Origin of the sequence: Nitratireductor thuwali (genome assembly GCF_036621415.1) — a bacterium.
Lineage (GTDB): Bacteria > Pseudomonadota > Alphaproteobacteria > Rhizobiales > Rhizobiaceae > Chelativorans > Chelativorans thuwali.
Genome location: NZ_CP030941.1, coordinates 3,616,110 through 3,634,882 on the forward strand (window position 1 = coordinate 3,616,110; position 18,773 = coordinate 3,634,882).

At 64.0% G+C, this 18,773-nt stretch carries 18 protein-coding genes; 9 read left to right on the forward strand and 9 right to left on the reverse strand.

Annotated elements, in window-relative coordinates; all coding sequences use genetic code 11:
- Positions 1-161: 161 nt before the first annotated feature.
- The 3 genes from NTH_RS17495 to NTH_RS17505 all read right to left on the reverse strand — a co-directional run bounded on the left by NTH_RS17495 (position 162) and on the right by NTH_RS17505 (position 2,288).
- Positions 162-923 carry an ABC transporter permease gene (locus tag NTH_RS17495; protein WP_338531222.1) on the reverse strand — a complete coding sequence of 254 codons (762 nt, stop codon included), beginning with the start codon at positions 921-923 and terminating at the stop codon, positions 162-164.
- The gene (locus NTH_RS17500; RefSeq protein ID WP_338531223.1) at positions 920-1,846 is read right to left on the reverse strand and encodes an ABC transporter ATP-binding protein; all 927 of its coding nucleotides are present in this window, start codon (positions 1,844-1,846) and stop codon (positions 920-922) included. The genes NTH_RS17495 and NTH_RS17500 overlap by 4 nt, the downstream gene beginning before the upstream one ends.
- A 160-nt stretch (positions 1,847-2,006) precedes the next feature.
- Complete coding sequence (locus NTH_RS17505; protein WP_338531224.1) at positions 2,007-2,288, reverse strand: hypothetical protein; 282 nt, start codon at positions 2,286-2,288, stop codon at positions 2,007-2,009.
- Positions 2,289-2,475: 187 nt separating this feature from the next.
- On the opposite strand from NTH_RS17505, the gene fabD reads away from it, so the two are divergent.
- From fabD to gmk, 7 genes are all read left to right on the forward strand, one after another.
- Positions 2,476-3,411 carry an ACP S-malonyltransferase gene (gene fabD / locus NTH_RS17510; RefSeq protein ID WP_338531225.1) on the forward strand — a complete coding sequence of 312 codons (936 nt, stop codon included), beginning with the start codon at positions 2,476-2,478 and terminating at the stop codon, positions 3,409-3,411.
- Positions 3,412-3,447: 36 nt separating this feature from the next.
- The gene (fabG, locus tag NTH_RS17515; RefSeq protein WP_338531226.1) at positions 3,448-4,185 is read left to right on the forward strand and encodes a 3-oxoacyl-[acyl-carrier-protein] reductase; all 738 of its coding nucleotides are present in this window, start codon (positions 3,448-3,450) and stop codon (positions 4,183-4,185) included.
- Positions 4,186-4,478: 293 nt separating this feature from the next.
- Positions 4,479-4,715: an acyl carrier protein gene (locus NTH_RS17520; RefSeq protein WP_338531227.1), complete on the forward strand. Its 237-nt coding sequence runs from the start codon at positions 4,479-4,481 to the stop codon at positions 4,713-4,715.
- A gap of 49 nt (positions 4,716-4,764) precedes the next feature.
- Complete coding sequence (fabF, locus tag NTH_RS17525; protein WP_338531228.1) at positions 4,765-6,021, forward strand: beta-ketoacyl-ACP synthase II; 1,257 nt, start codon at positions 4,765-4,767, stop codon at positions 6,019-6,021.
- Positions 6,022-6,168: 147 nt separating this feature from the next.
- Positions 6,169-7,359: an endolytic transglycosylase MltG gene (mltG, locus tag NTH_RS17530; RefSeq protein ID WP_338531229.1), complete on the forward strand. Its 1,191-nt coding sequence runs from the start codon at positions 6,169-6,171 to the stop codon at positions 7,357-7,359.
- Between the two features lie 37 nt (positions 7,360-7,396).
- Positions 7,397-8,284, forward strand: a complete 888-nt coding sequence (locus NTH_RS17535) for a YicC/YloC family endoribonuclease (RefSeq protein ID WP_338531230.1) — start codon at positions 7,397-7,399, stop codon at positions 8,282-8,284.
- Between the two features lie 3 nt (positions 8,285-8,287).
- A complete protein-coding gene (gene gmk, locus NTH_RS17540; RefSeq protein WP_338531231.1) occupies positions 8,288-8,944 on the forward strand; it encodes a guanylate kinase in 657 nt (218 codons plus the stop codon).
- 15 nt (positions 8,945-8,959) lie between these two features.
- Here the strand turns inward: gmk and rsmA are convergent, their stop codons facing one another.
- The 6 genes from rsmA to lptF form a co-directional block, all read right to left on the reverse strand.
- Complete coding sequence (gene rsmA / locus NTH_RS17545) at positions 8,960-9,787, reverse strand: 16S rRNA (adenine(1518)-N(6)/adenine(1519)-N(6))-dimethyltransferase RsmA (RefSeq protein WP_338531232.1); 828 nt, start codon at positions 9,785-9,787, stop codon at positions 8,960-8,962.
- A complete protein-coding gene (gene pdxA, locus NTH_RS17550; RefSeq protein ID WP_338531233.1) occupies positions 9,784-10,812 on the reverse strand; it encodes a 4-hydroxythreonine-4-phosphate dehydrogenase PdxA in 1,029 nt (342 codons plus the stop codon). The genes rsmA and pdxA overlap by 4 nt, the downstream gene beginning before the upstream one ends.
- An 11-nt stretch (positions 10,813-10,823) precedes the next feature.
- Complete coding sequence (locus NTH_RS17555; protein WP_422392447.1) at positions 10,824-11,774, reverse strand: peptidylprolyl isomerase; 951 nt, start codon at positions 11,772-11,774, stop codon at positions 10,824-10,826.
- Positions 11,775-11,851: 77 nt separating this feature from the next.
- On the reverse strand, positions 11,852-14,215 hold the full coding sequence (locus tag NTH_RS17560; RefSeq protein WP_422392411.1) for an LPS-assembly protein LptD: 2,364 nt from the start codon (positions 14,213-14,215) through the stop codon (positions 11,852-11,854).
- Positions 14,215-15,300, reverse strand: a complete 1,086-nt coding sequence (gene lptG, locus NTH_RS17565; protein WP_338531235.1) for an LPS export ABC transporter permease LptG — start codon at positions 15,298-15,300, stop codon at positions 14,215-14,217. Before lptG ends, NTH_RS17560 begins: the two co-directional genes overlap by 1 nt.
- Positions 15,297-16,499: an LPS export ABC transporter permease LptF gene (lptF, locus tag NTH_RS17570; protein ID WP_338531236.1), complete on the reverse strand. Its 1,203-nt coding sequence runs from the start codon at positions 16,497-16,499 to the stop codon at positions 15,297-15,299. The genes lptG and lptF overlap by 4 nt, the downstream gene beginning before the upstream one ends.
- Before the next feature lie 282 nt (positions 16,500-16,781).
- Between lptF and NTH_RS17575 the strand changes: the two genes are divergently transcribed.
- Both NTH_RS17575 and NTH_RS17580 read left to right on the forward strand, forming a co-directional pair.
- Positions 16,782-18,272 (forward strand): leucyl aminopeptidase, encoded by a 1,491-nt coding sequence (locus tag NTH_RS17575; protein ID WP_338531237.1) that lies wholly within the window; start codon positions 16,782-16,784, stop codon positions 18,270-18,272.
- Positions 18,223-18,720 (forward strand): DNA polymerase III subunit chi, encoded by a 498-nt coding sequence (locus NTH_RS17580; protein WP_338531238.1) that lies wholly within the window; start codon positions 18,223-18,225, stop codon positions 18,718-18,720. Before NTH_RS17575 ends, NTH_RS17580 begins: the two co-directional genes overlap by 50 nt.
- Positions 18,721-18,773: the final 53 nt, after the last annotated feature.

An 18,773-nucleotide genomic window follows, 5' to 3' on the forward strand; every position in this document is an offset into this window, starting at 1 on the left:
TTCACAACGCGCGCTTTCGCGCACGGCCCTCCGTTCAGCCCCCAGCCAAGACCGGCAGACGTGCGGCTTATACAGCGTTTTGGCGCGGATGCAAGCATGTGGGGCGCCGGAAACGGAATGAAAGCACGCCGACCAAGTTCGTCCTGGGCGGGCGGCCGCGATCAAGCCTTCAACCGATATCCCGTCTTGAATATCCACCACACGAGAACGAGGCACAGCGCCAGGAAGAAGGCGATCATGGCGATGCTGACGCTCACGCTCACATCCGCCGTCTCGTAGAAGCTCCAGCGGAACCCGCTGATGAGATAGAGCACCGGGTTGGCCAGCGTCACCTTCTGCCAGAACTCCGGCAGCATGTCGATCGAGTAGAAGGAGCCGCCGAGGAAGACCAGCGGCGTGACCACCAGCAGGGGAATGAGCTGCAGCTTTTCGAAATTGTCGGCCCATATGCCGATGATGAAGCCGAACAGGCTGAAGGTCACGGCGGTCAGAACGAGGAAGAAGATCATCCAGAAGGGATGCTTGATCTCTATAGGGACGAACAGATGCGCGGTGGCCAGGATGATGAGCCCGAGAATGAGCGACTTGGTCGCCGCGGCCCCCACATAGCCCAAAACGATCTCGAGAAACGACAGCGGCGCCGACAGGACCTCGTAGATCGTTCCCGTGAACTTCGGGAAGTAAATGCCGAAGGAGGCGTTGGAGATGGAGTTCTGCAGCAGCGTCAGCATCATCAGGCCCGGAACGATGAAAGCGCCATACTGGATGCCGTCGATCTCCTCGATGCGCGAGCCGATGGCCGCCCCGAACACGATGAAATAGAGTGAGGTGGAAAGCACCGGCGAGACGACGCTTTGCAGGATCGTGCGCTTCATGCGCGCCATCTCGAAGAAATAGATGGCTTTGACAGCTTCGAAATTCACCGGGATTCCTCCACCAGCCGCACGAAAATTTCCTCGAGCGAGCTTTGCTCCGTATTGAGATCCTTGACCGTCACGCCGGCGCGGTTGAGATCGGCCAGCAGAGAGGCGATGCCGGTACGCTCGGCTTGCGTGTCGTAACGGTAGACGAGCCGCCGGCCGCCGTCCTCGAGGTCGAGCTCGTAGCGGGCCAGCGCGTCCGGCAGCCCGTCGAGCGCCTCGTTGAGATCGAGCGTCAGCTCCTTCTTGCCGAGCTTGCGCATGAGCTCGTTCTTGTCGTCGATCAGGAGGAGCTCGCCCTTGTTGATGACGCCGACGCGGTCGGCGATCTCCTCGGCCTCCTCGATATAGTGGGTGGTCAGGATGATCGTGACGCCGTTTTCGCGCAGCCCGCGGACCAACTGCCACATGTCCTTGCGCAACTCGACGTCGACGCCGGCGGTCGGCTCGTCGAGGAACAGGATCTTGGGTTCGTGGGCCAGCGCCTTGGCGATCATGACGCGCCGTTTCATCCCGCCCGACAGGGAGAGGATCTGGCTGTCCTTCTTGTCGTACAGCGAAAGGTCCTTCAGCACCTTCTCGACCAGCGCCGGGTCGGACTTCTTGCCGAACAGGCCACGGCTGTAGCTGACCGTCGCCCACACCGATTCGAACGCATCGGTGTGCAGTTCCTGCGGCACGAGGCCGATCAGTTCGCGCGCCGCGCGAAAGTCCTTGATGATGTCGTGGCCTTCGACGGTGACCGTGCCCGATGTCGGATTGACGATGCCGCATATGACCGAGATGAGCGTGGTCTTGCCGGCACCATTGGGGCCGAGCAGCGCCAGAATCTCGCCGCGTCGGATGTCGAGGTCGATCTCTTTGAGGGCCTTGAAGCCCGTGTCATATTCCTTGGAAAGCCGGGAAATGGAAATCGCGTTCTGCATGGAGCCCGTGCGAATGTGAGGAACGGTTGGGCGCACGCGGAAGAAAAGCAATGACCGCGAGGCCGGAAGACAAAGCCGGCCTCATATAGGTCAAACGGCCGCACCGTGCCATAGCGGCGCGCGGCGCGGCTGACATCTCCTGACACATCCGTGCCGGAGATCAGTCGTTGGCCGGATCCATCTCCGCCTTGAACGCCAGGCAGGCGCAAAGCCAGATGGCGTAGAGGGCGGGCAGCCCCAGAATGGCGCCGACTACCAGGGCACCCAGATCGCCGAGGCCGAGAAGCCCGGTAAGCGCCCAGATGCCCGCGCCCGCGGCGGCGATGATTTCGGTGGCGACGAAAAGGGTGACCGATACCACGCCGACGATGCGCATGAGGGTAAAGGCGGGGCGGCCGGGCAGGGCCGGCACACCGGGCGGTAAAACCGTATTCTCAGTCATGGATGCTGTCCACAAACGCCACCATAGCCGGGGCGGAGCGCAAAAGCATCACGCCCCAATTGTGGAAAATTCAAGGCGGCTTTCTTCCGGCCGAGCCGGGCGCAGGGGGCGCCAAAAGGCTTGACGGCCATAGCCAGTTGCGCCACGGAGTGGCCGCGAGAGACACATTGGGGGAGTAACCGCCGCGATGACCATCGCATTCACCTTTCCCGGCCAGGGCAGCCAGTCCGTCGGCATGGGCCGTGACCTTGCCGAAGCCTTTTCCGAAGCGCGCGACGTTTTCGCCGAAGTCGACGACGCGCTCGGGCAGAGATTGTCGAAGATCATGTGGGAAGGGCCGGAGGAAGAGCTGACCCTGACAGCCAACGCCCAGCCGGCCCTTATGGCCGTGTCGATGGCGGCCATGCGCGCCATGGCCGGGCTCTCGCTGAAGGACAAGGTCGCCTATCTTGCCGGCCATTCGCTGGGCGAATATTCCGCTCTGTGCGCGGCCGGCACCTTCACGCTCGCCGACACCGCCCGCCTGCTGCGTATCCGCGGCAACGCCATGCAGGCGGCGGTTCCCGTCGGCGAAGGCGCGATGGCGGCGATTATCGGCCTGGAAGCCGGTGATGTGGAGGAAATCTGCGAGGCCGTCAGCCGTGGCACCATATGCCAGGTGGCCAATGACAATGGCGGCGGCCAGATCGTCATTTCCGGCGCCAAGCCCGCCGTCGAGAAGGCTGCCGGGCTCGCCACCGACAAGGGCGCCAAGCGGGCGATCATGCTGCCGGTTTCAGCGCCCTTCCATTCCGCGCTCATGCAGCCGGCGGCCGACGCCATGCGCGAGGCGCTGGCCGAGGTCGCCATGCGACCCGCGTCCGTCCCCGTCGTGGCCAATGTCACCGTGACGCCGCTGACCGACCCGGAGGAGATCGCCCAACGCCTGGTGGAACAGGTCACCGGCCGCGTACGCTGGCGCGAAACGGTCGAATGGTTTAGCGGTAACGGCGTCGAGACGCTCTACGAGATCGGCGCGGGCAAGGTGTTGTCGGGTCTGGCGCGGCGCATCGACCGCAACCTGAATGCCGTGGCCGTCAACACGCCGGCCGACATCGAGACCGTGATGAAGGCGCTCGGGTGAGCGGAGTTTCTTCAAAGACGCATAAGGAATCCAGCGATGTTTGATCTTACCGGACGCAAGGCGCTCGTCACCGGCGCATCGGGCGGTATCGGAGAAGCGGTCGCCCGCACGCTCCATGCCCAGGGCGCCACCGTCGGCCTTCACGGCACGCGTGTGGAAAAGCTGGAGGCGCTGGCGGCCGACCTCGGCGACCGCGTGAAAATCTTCCCGGCGAACCTGTCGGACCGCAACGACGTCAAGGAGTTGGCGGCGAAAGCCGAATCAGAGCTCGAAGGGGTCGAGATACTGGTAAACAATGCAGGCATCACCAGGGACGGCCTTTTCGTCCGCATGAGCGACGACGATTGGGATGCGGTGCTCGAAGTCAACCTGACAGCCGTATTCCGCCTGACGCGCGAACTGACGCACCCGATGATGCGCCGCCGCTTCGGCCGCATCATCAACATCTCCTCCGTGGTCGGCGTCACGGGAAATCCGGGGCAGGCCAATTATTGCGCCTCCAAGGCCGGCCTTATCGGCTTTTCCAAATCGCTCGCCCATGAGATCGCGACCCGAAACATAACCGTCAACGCGGTCGCCCCCGGCTTCATCGAATCGGCCATGACCGGCAAGCTGAACGACAAGCAGCGCGACGCCATCATGGGCGCCATTCCGATGAAGCGCATGGGGACGGGCGACGAGGTCGCCTCGGCGGTCGCCTATCTGGCTTCCAACGAAGCCGCCTATGTGACCGGCCAGACAATCCATGTGAACGGCGGCATGGCGATGATCTAGAAGGCCTCGCCGTGCGGCAGAGCCCGTTGCCGCCAGATGGACGATCCGGCGTTCGCACGAAGGCGGAAAGGCAAGAGTGGAGCGCCGGCTTGGCGAGGCCGTGACTTTCGTGATATGCGCGCACCCGAACCGCAGCGGTTTCGGCGTTTTCGGACCCGGTGGAACAACTGCGCAGGAAAAAGTTCAACGACCGGCCGGAAAGAAAGCCGTTCACACGGTGATCTTTTCAGCTTGATTAGCGGCAAGCCTGCCGCTAACCAAGACCGGAAATTCATAGAGTCGAGGGTTCTCAAATGAGCGATACTGCAGAACGCGTCAAGAAAATCGTGGTCGAACACCTGGGTGTCGATGCCGACAAGGTCACCGAGGGTGCCAGCTTCATCGACGATCTTGGCGCGGACAGCCTCGACACCGTCGAGCTGGTAATGGCGTTCGAGGAAGAGTTTGGCGTTGAAATTCCGGACGACGCGGCCGAGACGATCCTTACCGTCGGCGACGCCGTCAAGTACATCGACAAGGCCACGGCCTGAACACGGGCTTGGCCGCTGAAGGCCAATCACAGGCGAGATCATCCGTGATATGAGACGTGTCGTCGTCACCGGTATGGGATTGCTTTCGCCATTCGGCCTTGGGGTCGAACATGGCTGGCAGCAATTGTTGAGCGGCCGCAGCGCGGCCAGGCGCATCGACCAATTCGAGGTCGATGACCTGCCATGCAAGATCGCCAACATCATCCCGCGCGAAGGCGACGGCGCGTTCAACGCGGATGATTTTCTGGAGCCGCGCGAGCAGCGCAAGGTCGGCGATTTCATCACCTACGGGATTGCCGCTGCGGACCAGGCGCTGGCCGATTCGGGCTGGGAGCCGAAGACCGAGGACGAGAAATACGCCACCGGCGTCTTGATCGGCTCGGGCATCGGCGGCATCGAGGGTATCGCGGAGAACGCGCTCATCCTTCATGAGCGTGGCCCGCGCCGCATCAGCCCGTTCTTCATTCCAGGCAACATCATCAATCTGGTTTCGGGCCAGGTGTCGATCCGCCATGGATTGAAGGGGCCGAACCATGCGGTGGTCACTGCCTGCTCGACCGGTGCGCACGCCATCGGCGATGCCGCGCGCCTCATCATGCTAGCCGATGCCGATGTGATGCTGGCAGGCGGCGCCGAATCGCCCGTCACGCGTCTTTCCATGGCCGGCTTCTCGGCGTGCAAGGCGCTCTCCACCAGCTACAACGACACACCGGAAAAGGCCTCGCGCCCCTATGACCGCGACCGCGACGGCTTTGTCATGGGCGAGGGAGCGGGCGTCGTCGTCCTCGAGGAGCTTGAGCACGCCAAGGCGCGGGGTGCCAGGATCTATGCCGAGGTCATCGGCTACGGCCTGACCGGCGATGCCTATCACATCACGGCGCCGGCCGAAGACGGCGACGGCGCCTATCGCTGCATGAAGGCGGCCATCAAACGTGCGGGCGTGGAGCCTGCCGATGTCGACTACATTAATGCCCACGGCACCTCCACGATGGCCGATACGATCGAGTTGAAGGCCGTCGAGCGGCTCATGGGCGATGCGTCGAGCAAGGTGTCGATGTCGTCCACCAAATCGTCGATAGGCCATCTTCTTGGCGCCGCAGGCGCCGCCGAGGCGATCTTCTCGATCCTCGCCATTCGCGACAATACCGCGCCGCCGACGATCAATCTCGACAATCCGCAGGCTGAAACGCCGATAGATCTCGTGCCCAATGCGCCACGTAAACGGCAGATCGATGTTGCGCTGTCCAATTCCTTTGGCTTCGGCGGCACCAACGCATCGCTGGTCTTCCGCCGGTACGACGCCTGAACCGCAGCCGCCGGCTTCGCTTTTCATCCAGGTGACAAAGGCCTGTAGAGTGCCGCGCGGATGGCTTTGCCGCCGGAAATTTGACGCTATTGTGCTGCATCCAGGGGTGATTCCGCGCGAAGATCGGAACAAGCGAGCAAGAGCACGATGACGGGTAATTCACAAGAAGGCAGCGGTTTCGGCCGGCAACCGAACAAGCCGCCCAGGGCTGTGGTGGCCAAATCCGCGCGCGAGGCACTGCGTCCCGAAGCCGGGACCCCACCGCCCAAGCGTTCGCGCCAGTCGCGCAACCAGTTCGTGGTTTTCCTGAATTTCGTCCTTTCCTCGATCGTGTTCCTGGTGATCGCGGCGGGCATCGTCTTCTACTTCGGCAAGCGCGAATTTGAAGGACCGGGCCCGTCCGAGGCGGCGGAGACCATCCTGGTCCGCCCCAATATGAGCGTGCGCGACATCGCCGACGCGCTGGAGCGCGAAGGGCTGATCAGCGACCAGCGCATCTTCCTGCTCGGCCTGCGCGCCCATGGCGCCGACAGCAAGCTCAAAGCCGGCGAGTACGAGATCAAGGCGCGTGCCTCCATGAAGGAAATCATGGAGCTTATGGAAAGCGGCAAATCGGTTCTTTATTCGCTGACCATTCCCGAAGGCCTGACCGTCAGGCAGGTTTTCGACCGCATTGCGGCGACCGAGGAGCTTTCGGGTGAACTGCCCGAGGAGCTTCCGCCCGAAGGCAGCCTTGCCGCCGACACCTTGCGCTTCACCCGCGGCCTTGAGCGGAAGGCGGTCGTGGAAAAGCTGATGGCCGACCAGCAGGAGATGGTGGATGCGATCTGGGAGCGCCGCGCCGACGATCTGCCCATTAAGACGAAGGAGGAGTTCGTCACGCTGGCCTCGATAGTGGAGAAGGAGACGGGGCGCGCCGACGAGCGTTCGCGCGTGGCCGCGGTGTTCCTGAACCGGCTGGAAAGGGGCATGCGCCTGCAGTCGGACCCGACCATCATCTACGGGCTCTTCGGCGGCGCCGGCAAACCTTCCGACCGGCCGATCTACCGCTCGGACATCGAGAAGGAAACGCCCTACAACACCTACCTGATCGACGGCCTGCCGCCGACGCCCATCGCCAATCCGGGGCGCGCCGCCCTAGAGGCGGTCGCCAATCCGTCGCGTACGGACGATCTCTATTTCGTCGCCGACGGCACCGGGGGGCACGCCTTCGCCACGACGCTGAACGAGCACAATGAGAATGTCGCGCGCTGGCGCAGGATAGAGCGCGAGCAGAAAAGCAAGGCGGAAGAGGCGGCAAAGGACGCAGCCGCGACCGAAGGGGCGGGCGGCGACTGAACCGCCGCATGATCTGAAAGAGGGGCCGGGGGAGACGATGACGCTGCAAAGCATGACGGGCTTCGCCCGTGCGGCGCGCGAGGATGAACAGGCCTCCGTGTCCTGGGAACTGCGCTCGGTGAATGGCCGGGGGCTGGAGGCGCGCCTGCGTCTTCCGCCGGGATTCGAGCGGCTTGAACAGCCCGCGAAAGCCCTGATCCAGAAGCGCTTCACGCGCGGCAACATCCAAGCAAGCCTGACGATTGCGCGTGGCGCGATGCTCCGCCGCCCGGTCATCGACGAGGAGTTCCTGATCGAGCTGACCAAGCTCGCCAAGCGTCTGGAGGAGCAATACGGCGCCGCGCCGGCCACCGCCGACGGCCTGCTTGCCCTGCGTGGCGTGATGGACATTCCGGACACGGGCGCGGACGAGGAGGTGCGGGAGCATCTTGACGCGATTGCCCTGGCCGCGCTCGACGGCGCGCTGGACGAACTGGAACAGGCACGGATAGACGAGGGAGCCTCGCTGGCCGCTTTGCTGACCGCCCAGATCATGACCATCGAAACGCTGACACACCGCGTCGAAAACGACGCTTCGCGGGAACCGGCCAGTATCCGCGCGCGCCTTGAGGAGCAGGTTCGGCTTCTGCTCGAAGCAGCGCCGTCGCTGGACGAGGGCCGCCTGCTGCAGGAGGCCGCCTATCTGGCCACCAAAGCCGACATACGCGAAGAGATCGACCGGCTGAAGACCCATGTCGCCACCGCCCGCACGCTGATGGAAAAGGGCGGCCCTATCGGGCGCAAGCTCGACTTCCTGGCGCAGGAGTTCAATCGCGAATCGAACACGTTATGCTCCAAGTCCAACGCCGCCACGGTCACCGCGATCGGCCTGGAGCTCAAGGCCGTCGTGGACCAGTTCCGCGAGCAGGTTCAGAACCTGGAGTAGCTCATGGACGGGAAAGCCCCATCCGCCGACATACGCCGCCGGGGCGTCATGCTGGTATTGTCGTCGCCCTCCGGCGCCGGCAAGTCCACCATTGCCCGCAGCCTGCTGGAAAACGACCACAGTTTCGAGATCTCCGTCAGCGTCACGACGCGTCCGCGCCGGGCGAGCGAAATCCAGGGCGTGCACTACCATTTCAAGACCCAGCGCGAATTCGAGCTGCTGCGCGACAACGACGATCTCCTCGAATGGGCCGAGGTCCACGGCAACTACTATGGAACGCCGCGCCGGCCGGTCGAGGAAGCGATTGCCGAGGGGCGGGACATGCTGTTCGACATCGACTGGCAAGGCGCCGAGCAGTTGCGCGAAAGGATGCGCGGCGACATCGTCTCCATCTTCATCCTGCCGCCCAGCATGAAGGAGCTGCTGTCGCGGCTGACCCGGCGGGCGGAGGACACGGTGGAGACCATCCAGACCCGGCTGCAGAACGCCCGCTTCGAGATCGAGAAATGGCGCGACTACGACTATGTCGTGATCAACGAGGATCTCGACCGGGCCTTCGAATCGGTGCGCGCCATCGTCCAGGCCGAGCGCCTGCGCCGTGACCGCCGGCCCGGCCTTTTCGACTTCGTCGCCGACCTTCTGGCAGAAAAGCCGGCCTGAACGGACCGGCCCGGCTCAGATTGCGTTCGCCAGCGCGGCGAATTCTTCCACGGACAGCGTTTCGGCCCGCCGTGTCGGGTCGATGCCCACGCCTTCCAAGAGTCTTTCGCCGCCAAGGCTCTTGAGGCTCTGCCGCAGCATCTTGCGGCGCTGGCCGAAGGCCGCCTCGGTGACCTGCGCCAGCTTCTTCACGTCCACCGCGACCGGCTTCCGGCGGGGCTCGATGTGGACGACCGAAGAGACCACCTTCGGCGGCGGCGTGAACGCCTGCGGCGGCACGTCGAACGCGATTCGCGCTTCCGTGCGCCACCCGGCCAGCACGCCGAGGCGGCCATAGTGCCCGTCGCCGGGCCGCGCCACGATCCTTTCGGCCACCTCGCGCTGGAACATCAGCGTCATCGACCGGTAGTAGGGCGGCCAGTCCTTCACGGTCAGCCAGCGGACGAGCAGTTCCGTCCCGATATTGTACGGCAGGTTGGCGACGATCTTGACGGCGGGGTTCTCTCCCGCCAGTTCGGCGAAATCGGTTTTCATGGCGTCGCCGGCGATGATCTCCAGCCGTCCGGGATAATGGGCCGCGATCTCCGCCATTGCCGCCAGGCAGCGCTCGTCCCGCTCTATGGCGACGACCTTTGCCGCACCTTCGGCCAGAAGCGCCCGTGTCAGGCCGCCGGGCCCCGGCCCGACCTCGATCACCGTAACGCCCTCCAGCGTGCCTGCCGCCCGCGCCACCTTGCCGGTGAGGTTGAGGTCGAGCAGGAAATTCTGCCCCAGCGACTTGCGGGCCGACAGCCCATGGCGCTGGATCACGTCGCGCAGGGGCGGCAGCCCGTCGAGGCTCATGACGAGCGGACCCTCAGCGCCAGCGCATGGGCAAGCCTGATCGCCGCTATCAGGCTATCGGGACGGGCGATGCCCTTTCCGGCGATGTCGAAGGCCGTGCCGTGGTCGGGGGATGTCCGGATGAAGGGCAGGCCCAGCGTGACGTTCACCGTATCGTCGAAGGCGAGCGTCTTTACCGGGATCAGCGCCTGATCGTGATACATGCACAGCGCCGCATCGTAGTTTCCCCGCGCGGCCGTATGGAACATCGTGTCGGCGGGCAGCGGGCCAAAGGCATCAATGCCCTGATCGCGCAGGGCGGCGATCGCCGGGGCGATGACGTCGATATCCTCGCGGCCCATCGCGCCGCCTTCGCCGGCATGCGGGTTGAGGCCGGCAACGGCGATGCGCGGTGCGGCGATGCCGAAGCGGGTTTCAAGATCGCGGGCAAGGATGGCGCCGACCTTCACGATCAGCTCTTTGTCCAGCGCCGCCGGTACGCCGGCGAGCGCCTGGTGCACGGTCACCGGAACCGTTCGCAGGTCCGGGCCGGCAAGCATCATCACGGGAAAGGCGTCACCACCCGTCGCTTCTTCGGCCAGCGCGCCGAGATATTCCGTATGACCGGGGAAGGAGAAGCCGGCGTCATAGAGCGGTTTCTTGGCGATAGGGCAGGTGACCAGCGCGGCGGCAAGGCCGGCCATGGCGTCCTCGGCGCCTCGCCGGATCGCCTCGATGGTGCCGGCGGCATTGGCCGCTGACGGCAGGCCAGGCGTGTCTTCGAGGCGGTTTTCCAGCGGAACGACGGGCAGCGCATCGGGAAAATGCCGCGTGGCGTCATCTGGCGAGGTCTCGGCGATCGGTAACCGGAGGCCCAGCCTTTCGGCCCGCGCCGACAGCAGCGCCGGATCGCCGAGAACATAGAGGGACGGCAGCGAAAGGCGCGCGCGCGACAGCCATGCGGCAATCACAATTTCCGGGCCGATGCCGGCCGGCTCGCCAATGCTGACGGCGAGCGGGGGAACAGTGTGGCGGCCGGATGCCAACGCTGCGGCGCTCAGCGCTTGACGATGCGCGCTTTCTCGCGCAACTCCGCCGTCAGTTCCTCGGAAATCTTCTCCATTGGCTTGTCTTCCGCCTGCTCGTTCTGGAAGAGCAGCTTGGCGACGTGATCGTCGGAGACCTCGCGCGCGCTGCACACGCCGATGAACTCGACGCCGCGATCCGTCTCGCGCACGGGGGTTGCCTGGCCCGGCTGGAGCTTCACGACATGGTCCTTCCAGTCGGCCGGAAGCTCCGGCGCCAACGTGCGGCCAAGGTCACGCACCGTCACGTCGATCAGGCCCTTGGCGAACTCGACCGTGTTCTCACAGCCATTGAAGCGGTCCCGCATGGCCTGCGCCTCGCGCTTGCGCTTGCCAAGCAGTTGCGAACGTTCGCTGGCCGGAACGACGAAGATGACCTGCTGCAGCATGTATTCCGTCGCGCTCGGCTTCTGGCCGCCTTGCTCCAGCATTTTCTGCACCACGTCCTGCTGGCTGAGCTGAACCGTCGAGCGGCCGCGGGCCTGCAGCACCCGTCCCCAACCCATCTGGGTGCGGATGAACTCCTTGAAGTGATCTTTTGTGACGCCGGACTGGCCGAGAATCTGGTCGAGCTGAGCGGTGCTCATATTGTTGCTCGACGCGAAGTTGGCATAGGATTCGTTGACCATCTCATTGGTGATGGTCACCCTGTTGCGGGCCATTTCCTGCTGGCGCAGGACCTGGTTGATCATTTCCTCCGTCGCAACCTCCTGCAGATTGCCGCTCCGGCGCATAAGCTTCAGGAGCGCTGCCCGCCGGGCGACATCATAGCTGGTCACCGGCGTATCGTTCACGACGTACAGGATCTCAGTCGCCGCGGCCTGCTGCACCGGGGCCATCACCATGAAGGGCAGGGCGGCCGCCATGGCGATGGCCATCATGCGCGAGCGGCCTTTGCGGCCGGTTTTCGTCAGTTTCGTCATCATCATGGGACCATTACTACTCGGTTTAAGCGTGGCATGCACGCATCATGGGGCAAAACCGTGACGCAGCAAGCCTTCTATTCGCTGAATGCGCTGCCGAGCTCGCCCGAACTGGAGCCGAAATCGCCGAGTGTGCGCAGCGATATGTTGAAACCGAAGGTCTGGCTGGTTTCGTTCGTCTCGGCCGTGCGCGTCTGTGAGAACGTCATCGAGTAGATAAAGCATTCGTCGTCATAGGCGAAGCCGAAGGAGTTCTTGACGAGCGTCTTGCTCTCCAGATCGTAGGTTGCCGAAGCAAACCCGCTCCAATTCTCCGCAAAGCGCACGCGCGAGCGCCCGGTGACTTCTCTCCGGTCGTCTGCGAAGCCATAAAGCGGCTGTGCGTCTATGAAGGCATATTCGACGGACCCCGTGATCGGGCCGGCGGTCGCCCCGGCTTTGAGGTCGGCGCGGCGCATTTCGAATGTCTTTTCATCGAAACGGCCGGCCGCCGAGAAGGCGATGCCGCTCGGCCCGGCAACTCCGACCATGCCCACGAAATCGGAAACATCTGTCTCCAGGCCGGAGGCAGCCCCCACATTGACGAGGTCGGGCGATGCGTAGGAATTGACGCCGGCAATGTGATAGGACTGGCCGAACAGGCCCTGCGTGGTCCAACCGTTCACGAAGGTGCCCGAATAGCGGATGCCGAGATTGGCGCGGGTGCCGCCCTCGATGCGGTCGTAGCCGGAGAACTTGTCGCGCTCGAAAAGGGTGCTGGCGTCGAACACCAGCGACTGCGCGTCCTCGTTGGGGATGCCCAGCCGATCGTGATAGGGCTCGTCGGGCCGCACGAAGATCTGGCCGATGGGCTCGACGATATGGGTCGAGCTGGCGCTGGCGAACAGGATCGGCCAGCGCGCCTCGAGGCCGGCGGTGGCCATCGTGCGGTAATAGGAGGAGCGCACGTCGCTCGGCCCGAACACGTTGACGGCAGCGATGGAGCTCGCCGCATAATCCGTGCCGATCGCGTCGGCGCGGCCGTGCAGCATCGGCGTCAGCATCAGGCCGCCCGGGGCGATGAAGCTGCGTTTCCACTCCGCTTCGGCCGTAAGCCGCGCGGAACCGCCCTCCAGCCCTTGCAGCTTGGTCGAGCCGATATCGCCCATGGCCTCTTCACGGATGAGCCCCTGGGCATTCACGTCGATGTTGAGCTCGCCGCCCGCGATGGATTGGTCGGGTGTATAGGAATAGTCGAAGCTCGGCAGCACCCACGGCTGCTTGTCGTTGCGGGCGCTGGGGCTGCCGTCCAATGCGCTTTCCTGCACCTCGAACTTCATTGCCCGCAGGTCGAAATAATTGCGGCCGTCGAGCCCGGTCAGATAGACCTCCGAGCGATGGACGGACTGGCTGAAGCCGTCGATGCCATAGGTGCGGGAAAAATTCTTGTCGGTCTGGGCGAGAATGTCCCAGCCGAAGCTCCAGCGGGGATTGATCTTAAAGGCGCCCTTGGAGCCGACCATTGCGCGGTTGGTGACCGTCGAATCGACCTCGCCGGCACCCCATGCTTCCGGCTTGTTCTGGCGGATGCCGGCAATCTTGAGATTGTAGAAGCCGTTGTTGAACTGCTGCCGCCACTCGGCCTCGCCGAGAAATCCCTGCTTCGTGTATCCCGTTGCCGACACTGTCAGGTCATAGGTGGGCGACAGGGCGAAGTAATAGGGAACCTTGAGTCCGTAGCCGAGCTGGCTTCCGGTCCTTATGCTGGGAATAAGGAAGCCGGACTTGCGCTTGACGGTGGGATCGGCGACCTCGAAGAACGGCAGATAGGCGATCGGCATGCCGAAAAATTCGAAGCGCGCGCGCTCGAAGCGGACCGTTTTGGCTTCACCGTTCCAGATGATCTTTTGCGCCTTGATCTGCCAGATCGGCGGCTTGTCCGGTTTTTCCTCGCATGGCTCGCATGCCGTGTAGACGCCCTTGTTGAAGGTGGTCAGGTTGCCGCCCGAGCGCTGCGCGCTCTCGGCGGCGAAATAGGTCTTGTCCACCGTTTCAAGACGCAGCGCCTGGACGAAGCCTTCGCTGAAATCGTCGGTGACGTCGATCTCCTGCGCGTAGATCCTGTTGCCGTCTTCCTCGACGATCTCGACATTGCCGCTGGCGACGACGCGCGACGTTTGCCTGTTATAGGTGACGCGCTGGGCGACGAGGCGGTTGCCGGCATACTCGATCTGCACGCCGCCGACCGCGCTGATCGTGTTGCGGTCATTGTCGTAGACAAGCGTATCGGCGGTCAGAAGCATCTGCGCGCCCTGCGGCAGGTCTCTTCTGTCGAAGCCGGCGACCTGCGCGAGGAGAATGCCGGTGGAGGCGGCAAGGGCAATAAGGGCCACCCCCGCTTTCGCGCGCAATCGACGCGCCAAGCGGGTGGTTCCACGGCCCCTCTTCACCGCTACCCCCACTACCCGTCCTCCTTGTACAATAGAAACGTCACGCCAAAAAACATCGCGACCATTACCGGTGTCCACGCCGCAACAACGGGCGGCACGAATCCGGCGGTGCCGAATGCCTTCACCAAAACCGACACGACATAAAGCAGAAAGCCGGCGAGGACGCCACCCAGAATCACCGTGGCCGACTGCCCCATTCGGGCAAAACGCATTGAAACCGTTGCCGCAATCAGCGTCATGGCAACCAGCAATGGCGGCAGCGTCACGAGCGAATGGAAATGCATGGCGAAGGCATTGGCCTGCAGCCCGAAAGAGCGTGCGGCCTCGATCTTTGCCGGCAAGCGGAAGATCGAGACCGATTCGGGTTGGGCGAGCTGCTCTCCGACGAACTCCGGCTGCAGGTTGGTGGGCACGTCGGCGGCATTCAAGCGCTCCGGCGCATTGGTTCCCCGCCGCCGCACCACTTCCGTAAGGACCCAACGCCCTTCCTGCAACTCAGCCCGCGCAGCGTCCAGCCGCTCGACGATGCGGCCGTCCTCGCTCAGACGCAGGAATACCGGGCGGACCAGGACCGTTCCACCCTCCAGCGCCGCATCCGCGCCGATGATCGTCTCGCCTTCGTCCGTGCGCTGCTTGATCCAACGCTCGCTTTCGGGATTGGCGCTGGTACTGGCGCCCCGCACCTCCGCTTCCATCGCTTGCGCGGTCGAAAACCCCGCCGCCGCTATCGGATTGAGAATGGTTACGGATGCGAGCCCGAAGGCGAAAGCCCCCACCGCGATCGGGGTCAGGAACTGCCAGGCCGAAATGCCGGCCGCCCGGGCGACCACCAGCTCGTATTTGCGGTTAAGGCTGATAAGCGTCGCAATGGCCGAGATCAGGCCGACAAAGGGGACCGCCTGCTGCATGATCATGGGAAGCTGAAGCGCCGCCAAGCCCAGGGCCCAGCCTGCCGAATAGCCGGCAAGCCCGCTCGACCGGCCGGAGATCTCGGTGAATGTGACGATGAAAACCAGCGCGGCGATGCCGACGAAGTTCCATAGCGTAATCACCGCATACCGGCGGAAGAAGTAGCCGCCAAGCGTTGGCCCGATCATGCATGGCCCCCTTTCGGCCGCACCATCCGCCGCAGGCGAAGCCCCAGCCGGGCCATTGCTTCGCGGTCGCGCCTCATGCGGGCGAACCACTTCTCCGTCCAGCTCGCCGGCAGTTCCATCACCCTGTTCGTGGCGATGAAGCCGGCGGCGACCAGACCCATCCCAATGGGAATGGCGTAAAGCATGAAGGAGAAGAAGGGTGTCGTCTCAGCCTCGTTTCCGGCGTAGAAGCCGCCCCACCGCACCAGCAGACCGATGGCCATGGTGGTGACCATCGGATGCAGCCGCGCCTCGCGGAAGGAGCGGGCATCGCCGGCCACCGCGATGCCGATCAGGGCAAAGACGATCGGATAAAGCCACTCCGAAAGCCGCATGTGCAGCTCTGCCCGGAACGACTGCGGATTGCTGGCGTAGAACTTGTCCTCGGGATCGGGGTTGAGCAGATAGGTCAGGTACCGGTCCTTGGGATACAGCGTCGGCTTGCCGCCGGCCGACATGAACTGGGAAAGGTCGAAGGGATAGGAATCGAAGCGAATGATCGAAACATCGCCGTTTTTCGACTGCCGCTGCACCTCTCCGTCCTGCATCACGAGCACGCTGCCGCCTTCTCGTTCCACCGCGGCACCACGCCGCGCGTGATAGACGAGCTTCATGTCCTCATCTCGCGAATCGGCCACGAAGATGCCGCTCAGCTCGCCATTGGGAAGGCGTTCGGAAATCTGGACGAACAGTCCCTCATCGACCTTCCGGAAGGCCCCTTCCTGCAGAAAGGTGGTGATGAGGTCCGCGTTCGCGTTGGCGAGAAGCTGCCGCAGTTTCTGGCGGGCATAAGGTTCGAGCGAATTGTTGATGGCGAAGGCGGCAATGCTGGCGGTGACGGCGACGATGAGGATCGGCCGGATGATGGTGGTGCGCGGGCTGCCGGCCGCGCTGACCACCACGAGTTCGGAATCCGCGTTCATCGTGGCCAGTGTCTGCGCAACAGCGATGCCGATGGCGAACGGCATGATGATCGGTATGACGGCTGGCAGGGCAAGGGCCGCTACCGCGAAGAAGGTGGACGCCGCCTGGCCGCTGCTGGTCACCAGGTCGAGCCTGTTGAGCACCTGCGTCGTCCACACGATGACGAGCACCCACGCAAGCGCCGCGGCGAAGATCGCCACGGTGCGCCGCAATATATAGAGCTCGATAACTTTCATCGTCGGCAGCTATTCCGCTGTTCATGGCAGGCGCAAGGCGAGGCCGGCGAAACGAACGCTTCGCACGAACCGTGGTACACCACTGTCTGCCGGCTTAGAAGGCGTCTCCATCAATGTCCCCGCGCCAGTCTGTCGCGGGGAGGGCTAATGAAGCGGAAACGAACAGGGTTAACGAATCGATGCCGTCCGCGCTTGAAGGCATTTGGCCGGGCTACCCCTTGTCAATTTTCCGAAAAACGCCAAGATCGCCCCAGTTCGCTACCTCAACCTACAGGAAAATCCATGACCGAGAGACCGTCCGTTGCCTTTGCGAAGTTCTCCACTCCCAAGAAAGGCACCGTGATCGTGCTGGTGCCCGAGGGCACAAAGCTCGGCTCCCATGCGGCGGAGGTCGATCCGGCGGGCGTGCTCGCGCGTGCTTTCTCGGCCGCCGAATTCACCGGCAAGCTCGCCTCCACGGTTGAAGTGCTTGCACCGCATGGCACCGAATATGACCGGCTGACGGCCGTCGGCGTCGGAAAGCTGGAGGATATGAACGAGGAGGCCTGGCTGAAGATCGGCGGGGCGGCCGCCGCCGCCTCCAAGAAGGCGACCGACGTCGCCATCATCGTCGACATCGCCGGCCATGAGGCCACGCCGAAGGAGGCCGCCTCCATCGGCCTGGGCGTGATGCTGCGCTCCTACGTCTTCGACAAATACAAGACGCGCAAGGATGAGGACAACGGCAAGGCGGCCAAGCCCGCCAGCTTCACCATCCAATGCGCCGACGTGTCCGCCGCGCGCAAGGCCTGGGCGTCGGCCGAGGCGATAGGCGAGGGCGTGCTGTCGGCCCGCGATCTGGTCAACGAACCTGCCAATATTCTGGGGCCCATCGAGTTCGCCGAGAAGGCCAAGGAATTGGAGAAACTCGGCGTGAAGGTGGAGATCCTTGGCGAAAAGGAGATGAAGAAGCTCGGCATGGGCGCGCTTCTCGGCGTGGCCCAGGGTTCCGTTCGTCCGCCGCGCATCGCCGTGATGCAGTGGAGCGGCGGAAAGTCCAAGGACAGGCCCGTCGCCTTTGTCGGCAAGGGCGTGGTCTTCGATACGGGCGGCATCTCCATCAAGCCGGCGGGCGGCATGGAGGACATGAAGGGCGACATGGGAGGCGCGGCAGCGGTCGTCGGCGTCATGCACGCACTGGCTGCCCGCAAGGCCAAGACGAACGCGCTGGGCGTCATCGGGCTGGTCGAAAACATGCCCGACGGAAACGCCCAGCGTCCCGGCGATATCGTCACGTCCATGTCGGGACAGACCATCGAGGTCATCAACACCGATGCCGAGGGCCGGCTCGTGCTGGCCGATCTGCTCTGGTACTGCAACGACAAGTACAAGCCGCAGTTCATGATCAATCTCGCCACGCTCACCGGCGCCGTCATCATCGCGCTCGGCCATCACCACGCCGGTCTGTTTTCCAACAATGACGATCTGGCCGAAAGGCTGTCGGCATCGGGCAAGGCAACCGGCGAAAAGGTCTGGCGCCTGCCGCTCGGCAAGGAATACGACAAGCTGATCGACACCAAGAACGCCGACATGAAGAACACCGGCGGACGCACCGCCGGCTCCATCACCGCCGCGCAGTTCCTGCAGCGCTTCGTCAAGGATACGCCCTGGGCGCACCTGGATGTCGCCGGCACGGCGATGGCCTCGCCCGCGACGGAGATCAGCCAGGGGTGGGCTTCCGGCTATGGGGTGCGCCTGCTCGATCGGCTGGTGGCCGACCACTACGAGGGGTGAGGTGGACGTTCTCTTTTACCACCTGACCGAATCGACGCTGGAAGACGCGCTTCCTCCGCTCCTGGAAAAGAGCCTGGAGCGGGGGTGGAAGGTGGCGGTGCAGACGGCGAGCCCGGAGCGCCGCGATGCGCTCGATGCACATCTGTGGACCTTCCGCGACGACAGTTTCCTGGCCCATGGCACAGATCTGGAGCCGGAACCGGCGGCACAGCCCATTTTGCTGACCACCAGGGCGGACAACCCCAACGAGGCTTCGATCCGCTTTCTGGTAGAGGGCGCTGAACCCGGGGCGCTCGAGGGATACGAACGCGCCGTCTTCCTGTTCGACGGCCACGACACGATGCAGCTCGAGGCGGCGCGCGGCCAATGGAAGGCGATGAAAGCCGCCGGCCACGCCGTGACCTATTGGCAGCAGGGCCCAGACAGGCGCTGGCAGAAGAAGGCGTGAGGCGCGCCGCAGGTTGGGGGCGGCTCTACACCAGCATAGGCCGTCATCAACTC

Bases quoted from the DNA above. Each gene is read 5' to 3' on its own strand.
- NTH_RS17500 (WP_338531223.1), bottom strand. From the start codon at position 1,846: ATGCAGAACGCGATTTCCATTTCCCGGCTTTCCAAGGAATATGACACG.
- NTH_RS17505 (WP_338531224.1), bottom strand. From the start codon at position 2,288: ATGACTGAGAATACGGTTTTACCGCCCGGTGTGCCGGCCCTGCCCGGC.
- fabD (WP_338531225.1), top strand. From the start codon at position 2,476: ATGACCATCGCATTCACCTTTCCCGGCCAGGGCAGCCAGTCCGTCGGC.
- fabG (WP_338531226.1), top strand. From the start codon at position 3,448: ATGTTTGATCTTACCGGACGCAAGGCGCTCGTCACCGGCGCATCGGGC.
- NTH_RS17520 (WP_338531227.1), top strand. From the start codon at position 4,479: ATGAGCGATACTGCAGAACGCGTCAAGAAAATCGTGGTCGAACACCTG.
- fabF (WP_338531228.1), top strand. From the start codon at position 4,765: ATGAGACGTGTCGTCGTCACCGGTATGGGATTGCTTTCGCCATTCGGC.
- mltG (WP_338531229.1), top strand. From the start codon at position 6,169: ATGACGGGTAATTCACAAGAAGGCAGCGGTTTCGGCCGGCAACCGAAC.
- NTH_RS17535 (WP_338531230.1), top strand. From the start codon at position 7,397: ATGACGCTGCAAAGCATGACGGGCTTCGCCCGTGCGGCGCGCGAGGAT.
- gmk (WP_338531231.1), top strand. From the start codon at position 8,288: ATGGACGGGAAAGCCCCATCCGCCGACATACGCCGCCGGGGCGTCATG.
- rsmA (WP_338531232.1), bottom strand. From the start codon at position 9,787: ATGAGCCTCGACGGGCTGCCGCCCCTGCGCGACGTGATCCAGCGCCAT.
- NTH_RS17555 (WP_422392447.1), bottom strand. From the start codon at position 11,774: ATGACGAAACTGACGAAAACCGGCCGCAAAGGCCGCTCGCGCATGATG.
- lptG (WP_338531235.1), bottom strand. From the start codon at position 15,300: ATGATCGGGCCAACGCTTGGCGGCTACTTCTTCCGCCGGTATGCGGTG.
- lptF (WP_338531236.1), bottom strand. From the start codon at position 16,499: ATGAAAGTTATCGAGCTCTATATATTGCGGCGCACCGTGGCGATCTTC.
- NTH_RS17575 (WP_338531237.1), top strand. From the start codon at position 16,782: ATGACCGAGAGACCGTCCGTTGCCTTTGCGAAGTTCTCCACTCCCAAG.
- NTH_RS17580 (WP_338531238.1), top strand. From the start codon at position 18,223: ATGGGGTGCGCCTGCTCGATCGGCTGGTGGCCGACCACTACGAGGGGT.